Source organism: Streptomyces sp. WAC05292 (assembly GCF_003949955.1).
GTDB classification, from domain to species: domain Bacteria; phylum Actinomycetota; class Actinomycetes; order Streptomycetales; family Streptomycetaceae; genus Streptomyces; species Streptomyces globosus.
In genome coordinates, this window is sequence record NZ_RPSE01000291.1 from 1 (window position 1) to 8173 (window position 8173).

An 8173-nucleotide genomic window follows, 5' to 3' on the forward strand; every position below is an offset into this window, starting at 1 on the left:
GCCCCGCACCTCACCGAAAGCCGCCCATGCTGAGAACAGCCCTGCGCAACGCCCTGGCGCACAAAGCCCGTTCGGCCCTGACCGTCCTCGCGGTCTGCCTCGGCGTCGCCTTCGTCTGCGGCACCCTCGTGTTCGCCGACTCCACCGCCGCCGCCCACCGCGCCGCCGCCTCCAAGAGCTTCGCCGGCATCGCCGTCACCGTCACCGCGAAGCCGCCCCTGCCCGGCGCCGCGGACCCCGGACCCGACGTCCTCGACGACGCCCTCGTCCGCACCCTCGCCGCCGTCCCCGGCGTCGCCGCCGTCCGACCCGCCGCCGACGGCTCGGCCACCCTCAACGCGGCCGACGGCACCCCGCTGCGCGCCGGCAAGGCCTGGGCCAACCTGGCCTCGGCCTACGTCCCCGGCCCCGACGGCAAGGACGGCCGCCACCCGCTGGCCGAGGGCCGGGCACCGGCCGGGGCCGGGGAGGTCGCCCTCGACAGCGGCACCGCGGCCGCCGGCCGCTACCGCCTCGGCGACACCGTCACCCTGGCCACCGACGGCCCGGCCCTGCGCAAGCGGCTCGTCGGCATCGTCCGCACCGCCGACTCCCGCGTCACCGCCGGCGGCACCCTCGCCGTGTTCGACAAGGCGACCGCCCAGGAGCTGTTCGCCGCCCCCGGCCACTACACCGGCATCGACCTGACCGCCGCACCCGGCACCGACCAGGCCGAACTCGCCCGCCGGGTGGCCGCCGTCCTCCCCGCCGACCGCGCCGAGGCCACCACCGGCGCCGCCCAGGCCGCCCAGCAGGCCGGCTACGTCGACAGCCTGACGCGCGGCCACGAGAAGCTGCCGATGGTCTTCGCCGGCGTCTCCCTCTTCATCAGCTCCTTCCTCGTCGTCAACACCTTCACCATGCTCGTCGGCCGGCGCTCCCGGGAGATCGCCCTGCTCCGCGCCATCGGCGCCACCCGCCGACAGGTCGTCCGCTCCGTCCTGCTGGAAGCCGCCCTCATCGGCCTCGCCGCATCGGCCTCCGGCTTCCTGCTCGGCCTCGGCATCGCCGCCGCCCTCCCCGCCGCCCTCGGCACCGACCAGGACGCACTGCCCCGCGGCCCGCTGGTGATCGGCCCCCTGCCCGTCGCCGCGGCCCTCGCCATCGGCGTCGGCGTCACCGTGCTCGCCGCCTGGCTGCCCTCGCGGCGGGCGGCCCGCATCGCCCCGGTGGAAGCCCTCCGCTCGGCCGAGCAGCAGCCGCCCGCCACGGGCACCCGCCCCCGCGTCCGCGCCGCCGCCGCGGCCGTCCTCCTCGTCCTCAGTGCCCTCCTGCTGCTCCCGCCGACCCGTGCCGAAGACGCCTCAGAGGAGAACCTCCGCAACGCCATGGCCGGCTGCGCCCTCCTCGTCGCGGCCGCCGTCGTCCTCACCCCGCTGCTCGCCGCCCCCGCCATCCGGGGCGCCGGCCGCCTGACCCGCCGCCTCGGCATCACCGGCCGCCTCGCCCGGGAGAACGCCCTGCGCGACCCCCGGCGCACCGCCGCCACCGCCGCCACCGTCCTGATCAGCACCGCCCTCGTCAGCGGGCTCGCCGTCATCGGCCACTCCACGGGCCGGGCCCTCGACCGCCAGGCCGCGGAAGGCCTCGCCGCCGAGTACGTGATCAGCACCGCCACCCCCACCACCGGCATCGACGACGCCACCCTGCGCCGACTGGCCGGCACCCCCGGCGTCCGCGCCGCCCACGGCATCGCCGACTCCACCCTCTTCCTCGGCGGCGGCGTCCGGAACATCGCCGGCGTCGACGCGCGCACCGCCGACGAGGCCATGCGGCTCGACTTCACCAGCGGATCCGCCGACGGCCTCGGACCCGGCCGGATCGCCGTCTCCGCCACCACCGCCCGCGACCACCGCCTCCACACCGGCAGCCGCGTCACCGCCCGCATCGGCCGGGGCGGCCCCGAGACCGCCTACACCGTCGTCGGCGTGTACCGCGACAACCCCACCGCCGGCGACGCCCTCGGCGCCCGTACCGAGGTCCGGCAGCACCAGTTCCGCCCCGGCACCCTCCAGCGCGTCCTCGTCCGCACCGACGACACCGCCGCCGGCATCCGCAGCGGGCTGCGCACCGCCGTCGGCAACAGCCCGCTGGTGAAGGTGCAGGACCGGGCGGAACTCGTCCGCGAGGCCGCGGGCGTCACGGGGGACCTGCTCACCCTGATGTACGGGCTCCTCGCCCTCGGAGCCGCCATCTCCGCCCTCGGCATCGCCAACACCCTGGCCGTGTCCGTCGCCGAACGCACCCGGGAGATCGGCGTCCTGCGCGCCCTCGGCATGGACCGCGCCGGCATCCGCCGGACGATCCGCCTGGAGGCCGTCACCGTCGCCGCGTACGGCACCCTGCCCGGCCTGGCCTGCGGCCTGTTCGGCGCCTGGGCGGTCGGCTCCCTCGCAGGCGGAGCCATGGAGCAGTACGCCTTCCGGCTGCCCTGGGGAACCCTGCTCCTCGTCTGCCTGGCCCCCCTCGCCATCGCCGCGGCCGCGGCGGCCGCCCCGGCCCGCCGGGCAGCCGCCCTCCGCCCGCTGGAGGCCGTCGCGGAGCAGTAGCCGCCGCGGTCAGCCGCCGGTCCCGCCGCCCGCCGCGGCCGGGCCGGCGGCCGCGGGGTCGCGCCACATCGGCCACAGGACGGGCCCGCCGTCCGGGAGCCGGATCTCGCCCGCCACCCGGAACCCGAACCGCTCGTAGAACGGCACGTTCGACGCCTTGCTCGACTCCAGGTAGGCCGCCACCCCGAGCCGGTCGCAATGCGCCAACTGCTCCCGTACGAGCGCGGAACCGACCCCGGCGCCCCGCGCGTGCGGATCCGTCCCCACGGTCGGCAGGTACCAGTGGGGCTCCTCCGGATGCGCCCGGTGCAGGCACTCCTGCACCACCGCGGCCCGCCCCAGCCCCCGGGGGCCGAACACCCGCACGTAGCGGGGCATGGCGGCCCATTCCCACACCGCCGGCGCCCGCCACCGGCCCGGCCCCGACCACAGGGCCGCCGCCAGCAGCCGCCCGTCCCGGGTGGCGGCGACCCGCACGGCCCCCTCCCGGGGCCGCTGCTGCCGCTGCGCCAGCCGGAAGTAGAGGGCGATCCTGCGCATCCGGTCCGGCCCGCCGCCGGGGACCATCCACGCCATCACCGGGTCGTCGGCGAAGGCGAGGGCCAGGAGGGCGGCGACGGTGCGCGCTTCGTCCGGCCGGGCGCGCCGGATCCCGAACGCCTGCGGCAGCGGCCGCGTGCGTGTGCTCATCGCGCCACGGTAGGCGGCCGGACGCCGCCGCCACCGGCCACACGCCCGGGGCACCGCCCCGATCGGGCCGAACGGGGACCGGCGCCGCGGCACCGGACCCACCTGACAGAGCCCTGCCGGCTCCTCCCGGCCGCCCCGCGTCCTGTGGTGAGGATGGCGGGACCGACGCGGCGGGACACAGGGCCTCGACCAGCCCCTGAGTCCTACCGGGCACCGCGTGCCCGCAGTCCTGCCGCTCACGACCGATGCAAGGTGAAGGTTCCTGATGAAGAGAAGAGTCTTCCTGCGTGCCGCCGCGATCGGCGCCGCGGCCGCCGGTGCCGGCGCCGTCCTCGCGGCCGGCACGGCACACGCCGCGAGCGCCGTACAGCCCGGCCCGGGCCCCTACGGCGAGCTCCTCCCGCCGGACGCCAACGGCCTGCGCCTGCCCGCCGGTTTCACCAGCCGGGTCGTCGCCCGCGCCGGCCAGGCCGTCCCCGGCACGGCGTACACCTGGCACACGGCCCCCGGGCCGGGCGGCGTCGTGCTCGACGGCACCGGCTGGATCTACGTGTCTCACTCCGAGCACGGCGGCGCGAGCGCCCTCCGCTTCTCCTCCGGCGGCACGGTGACCGGCGCCCACCGCGTCGACACCGGCAGCACCGCCCCGACCCTCGGGACCGCGATGCCCGGCGGCGGCTGGCTCGTCGGCGAACGCGTCACCGGCGGGTACGCGTACGAGGCGGACCCGCGCGGCGTGAAGGCGCCCGTACGCCGCCCCGAGCAGGGGCGGTTCAAGCGCGGGGGCCTGACCTACGACGGCGCCGGCACGCTGCTGATGACCGAGGACGAGCCCGACGGCGGCGTCTACCAGATGTTCAACGCCACCCTCTACGCATGGACTTCGCCCGCGGGAAGCAGCCAGGTCAGGACGGCCCGGGTGCCCGACCCCTCGGCGGCGGCCACCCCGGTCCGGCGGCAGCTGGCCGACCAGGTCCGGTTCGACCGGCCGGGCACCCCGGCCGCCGCGAACACCGTGTCGTACTACGTCCCCACCCGCGGCGACAGCCGCATCCACCGCGTCGACACCTACTTCGCGGCGATGCGGACCCACTACGACCCCGCCGCGACCGGAGGCGGGCCGCTGACGCAGCCGCGCGAGGCCGCCTTCCCGCTCGGGAAGTCGGCGGCGGAGGAGCTGTTCGTCACCGAGGGGGCCGGCGGCAACGCCGAGGTCTGCGCCATCACCGGCCGGGACACCATCGCCCCGTTCCTGCGCCTCGACGGCGCGCCGGGCCTGGCCGGGCTGGACTTCGCCCCGAACGGCAAGCGCATGTACGTCGCCTCGCCCGACGCCGTCTACGAGGTGTCGGGCCCGTTCAACGGCTGACGGCACGGGCGGGGCCGCGCCACCCGGCCGCGGCCCCGCCCCGGACGCCCCCGCCGGCCAGGCGCGGACCGGAGGGGGCGGCTGTCGGCGCGCCCTGCCCGTGGCCGGGGGACCCGGCACCGTCCACGCGGCCGGGTCCGCCGCGGAGCCTCAGTCCGCCGGCGGGCCCGCCGTGTGGTCGGGGTGGCCCGGGGTGCGGCGGGCGCGCTTGAGCTGGGCCTCGTACAGGTGGTCGCGGCCGCCGGCGAGTCCGTCGACGGCCCGCTGCGCGAGCGCCGCGAACGGCCGGTAGTAGGTCTGGTTGTAGGCCTCGATGATCTGGAAGGTCCAGTGGCCGGGGATGACGTTGCGGCCGAGGATGTCCCGCTCGATCGCCGCCGCCACGTCGTCGTGCCCGGCCTCCCGCAAGAGGCGCACCGCGTCGTCGAGTTCGAAGTCCGCGGTGCCGGTCAGCTGGTGGAAGGCGTACAGGTGGCCGCGCGCCCGTTCGGTGGTCTCCAGCGCCTTCGACAGGGCGCCGAGGGCGAGGACGGTGGCGTGTGCCACGCCGTGCGGACGGAGGGGGTCCGTGCGGGGAGGCTCGTCGTGCTGCTCTGGTGCGCTCACCCTCCCTGCATAGCGCGTACGGTGCCGCGGTCCGAGCGGGCGCGCGGGGCCGCCATCCGGACGGCGGGGCCCGCCGTCCGCGTCCCCTGTCGCGCTGTCAGCGGCCCACGAGGCCGAGCTGGTGGTTCATCTCCTGCAGGAAGCGCACCACGACGTGCAACTCGGCGGGGTCGAAGGGCGTGCAGGCGGCCTGCGTGCCGCGGGCCAGCGGGCCGAAGAACTCGCGCGCCGCCTCGCGGCCCGACGGGGCGTAGTGGATGTGGACCACCCGGCGGTCGTCGGCCGCCCGGACCCGCCGGACGTGCCCGGCCTTCTCCAGCCGGTCCAGGCAGGCGGTGACGGCCCCCGAGGTGAGGTTCATGCGGGCGCGCAGGCGCCCCGGGGTCATCGGGCCGCCCTCCTCGTCGTGCTCGGCGTCGAGGACGGCGATCAGCGCCTGGACGTCCGTCAGGTGCAGCCCGTGGGCCTGGGCGAACTCCTGGACGATCCGGTTGAACTCCGCGTTCATGCGGCGCAGCAGCACGGCGAAGGACTGCAACCCGATCGGGTCGTCCGGGGGAAGTGAGGACAGGGGGGTGTCGGCGCTGGGCATGACACCAGCATATGATCTCTCAATCATTGACATACTTTTCTATTGAGAGATTGAAGGGCGGTTCGTTCACGTGAGCAGCAATCCGCGCCGGGCCCTGTGGCTGGTTCCCCTGGCCCTGCTGGTGGTCTGGCTGGGCATCGGCGGCACGCTCGGCCCCTACGCGGGAAAGCTGGGCGAGGTCGCCACCAACGACCAGGCGGCCTTCCTGCCCCGCAGCGCCGAGTCCACCGCCGTCCTCGAAGCCCGGCGGCCGTTCGAACGCTCGGAGTCGGTTCCCGCGATCGTCGTCTGGGAGGCCCCGGAGGGCACCCGGATCACCGCTGACCAGACGGGCGCTGCGACCCGCGCCGTCGCCGCACTCGCGGGCCGGCCCGGCATCGCCGAGACCCCCTCGCCCGCCCGGCCCTCCGAGGACGGCAGGGCGCTCCAAGCCGTCGTGCCGCTCGACCCGGACCTGGGCGAAGAACTCCCCGCCGTCCTCGAATCGGTGCGCTCGGCGGCCGCGGCCGTACCGGGCACCACCGCGCACGTCGCGGGTCCCGCGGCCACGCAGGCCGACCTCTCCGACGCCTTCGCCGGCATCGACGGGCTGCTGCTCGGCGTCGCCCTCGGCGCCGTCCTGCTGATCCTGCTCCTGGTGTACCGGAGCGTCCTCCTCCCGTTCGTGATCATCGTGGCGGCCGTGTTCGCCCTCGCCCTCGCCTGCGCGATCGTCTACGCCCTCGCCGACCGGGGCACCGTCCGGGTCGACGGACAGGTGCAGGGCATCCTCTCCATCCTGGTCATCGGCGCGGCCACCGACTACGCCCTCCTCCTCGCGGCCCGCTTCCGGGAGGAGCTCGCCGCCCACGGCGACCGCATGCGCGCGGCGACCGCCTCCGTCCGCCGCTCGGCCGGCGCCATCACCGCCAGCGCCGCCACCGTCGCGCTCGGCCTGCTCGCCCTGCTCGCGAGCGACCTCACCAACAACCGGGCGCTCGGCCCCGTCGGCGCGATCGGCATCCTCTGCGCCGTCCTGACCACCCTCACCTTCCTGCCCGCCGTCCTCGCCCTGCTGGGCCGGACCGCGTACTGGCCCGCCAAGCCCAAAGCCGCCACCGAGGACGGGCGCGGCGTGTGGCAGCGCATCGCCGGACTGATCGACCGCGCGCCGCGGAAGGTGTGGGCGTCGACCACGGTGCTGCTCCTTGCCATGGCCGCCTTCGCCCCGACGCTGTCCTCCAAGGGCGTACCCCTCGACGAGATCTTCGTCGGCGACGCGCCCTCGGTGAGCGCCCAGCAGGCCCTCGGCCGGCACTTCCCCGGCGGGTCCGGCCAGCCCGCCGTGATCATCGCCGACGCGGACCGGCTGGAGCAGGTGCAGGCGGCCGCCCGCGCGACCGACGGCGTCGCCGCGGCGGCCGCCGTCACGGCCACCGGCCGGCCGGGCGAGGGCGAACCGGTCGTGCGCGACGGCCGCGTCCGCATCGACGCCACGCTGGAGGCGGCCGCCGACAGCGACGCCGCCAAGGCCACCGTCGAACGGCTGCGCGAGCAGGTCCACGCCGTTCCCGGGGCCGACGCGATCGTCGGCGGCTACACCGCGCAGCAGTACGACACCCAGCAGACCGCGGCCCGCGACCGCAACGTCATCGTCCCCATCGTGCTCGGCATCATCCTGCTGATCCTGGTGGTGCTGCTGCGCGCCCTGGTGGTACCGGTGCTGCTGGTGGCGACCGTCGCCCTCAACTTCCTGGCCACCCTCGGCGTCTCCGCGCTCGTCTTCGACCTGCTGGGCTTCAGCGGAACCGACGCATCCGTCCCGCTGTACGGGTTCGTCTTCCTGGTGGCGCTCGGCGTCGACTACAACATCTTCCTGATGTCGCGCGTCCGCGAGGAGACCCTCACCCACGGCGTGCGCCAGGGCGTGCTGCGCGGGCTGACCACGACCGGCGGGGTCATCACCTCCGCCGGCGTGGTCCTGGCGGCCACGTTCGCCGCACTGATGGTCATCCCGCTGGCCTTCCTCGTCCAGATCGCCTTCATCGTCGCCTTCGGCGTCCTCCTCGACACCCTGGTGGTCCGGTCCCTGCTGGTCCCGGCGCTCGTCGTGGACCTCGGCCCCCGCAGCTGGTGGCCCGGCCGCCTCGCACGCGCCGAGCAGTGAGAGAGGGCGGGCCGCCGGGCGGGGCGCGGCGCGGGCGGGCTTGCGGGGCGCGGTGCGGCGGCCCGCCCCGCGATCACCGGCGGCCCGGTCGCAACGGGCAACCCGCGGGGTGACGATGGGAATGCGGCCGCACCCCGGCAAGGCCCCTCGCCAAGGAGGCTCCATGAACCGGCGCACCCGCC

At 76.3% G+C, this 8173-nt stretch carries 6 protein-coding genes; 3 read left to right on the forward strand and 3 right to left on the reverse strand.

What is annotated here, in order from left to right:
- Window positions 1-26 precede the first annotated feature (26 nt).
- Window positions 27-2588, forward strand: coding sequence for an ABC transporter permease (locus tag EF903_RS24165; RefSeq protein WP_125546500.1), 2562 nt, complete (start codon window positions 27-29; stop codon window positions 2586-2588).
- Between the two features lie 9 nt (window positions 2589-2597).
- On the opposite strand, the gene EF903_RS24170 is transcribed toward EF903_RS24165, so the two are convergent.
- A complete protein-coding gene (locus tag EF903_RS24170; protein WP_125546503.1) occupies window positions 2598-3278 on the reverse strand; it encodes a GNAT family N-acetyltransferase in 681 nt (226 codons plus the stop codon).
- A gap of 265 nt (window positions 3279-3543) precedes the next feature.
- Here EF903_RS24170 and EF903_RS24175 point away from each other — a divergent pair, with 265 nt between their 5' ends.
- Window positions 3544-4647, forward strand: a complete 1104-nt coding sequence (locus tag EF903_RS24175; RefSeq protein WP_125546505.1) for a translocation protein TolB — start codon at window positions 3544-3546, stop codon at window positions 4645-4647.
- A 150-nt stretch (window positions 4648-4797) separates the two neighbouring features.
- Here the strand turns inward: EF903_RS24175 and EF903_RS24180 are convergent, their stop codons facing one another.
- Both EF903_RS24180 and EF903_RS24185 read right to left on the reverse strand, forming a co-directional pair.
- Window positions 4798-5253 carry a hypothetical protein gene (locus EF903_RS24180; RefSeq protein ID WP_125546507.1) on the reverse strand — a complete coding sequence of 152 codons (456 nt, stop codon included), beginning with the start codon at window positions 5251-5253 and terminating at the stop codon, window positions 4798-4800.
- A 97-nt stretch (window positions 5254-5350) separates the two neighbouring features.
- Window positions 5351-5845 carry a MarR family winged helix-turn-helix transcriptional regulator gene (locus EF903_RS24185; RefSeq protein ID WP_185902791.1) on the reverse strand — a complete coding sequence of 165 codons (495 nt, stop codon included), beginning with the start codon at window positions 5843-5845 and terminating at the stop codon, window positions 5351-5353.
- 70 nt (window positions 5846-5915) lie between these two features.
- On the opposite strand from EF903_RS24185, the gene EF903_RS24190 reads away from it, so the two are divergent.
- Window positions 5916-7991, forward strand: coding sequence for an MMPL family transporter (locus EF903_RS24190; protein WP_125546509.1), 2076 nt, complete (start codon window positions 5916-5918; stop codon window positions 7989-7991).
- The last annotated feature ends 182 nt before the right edge of the window (window positions 7992-8173 follow it).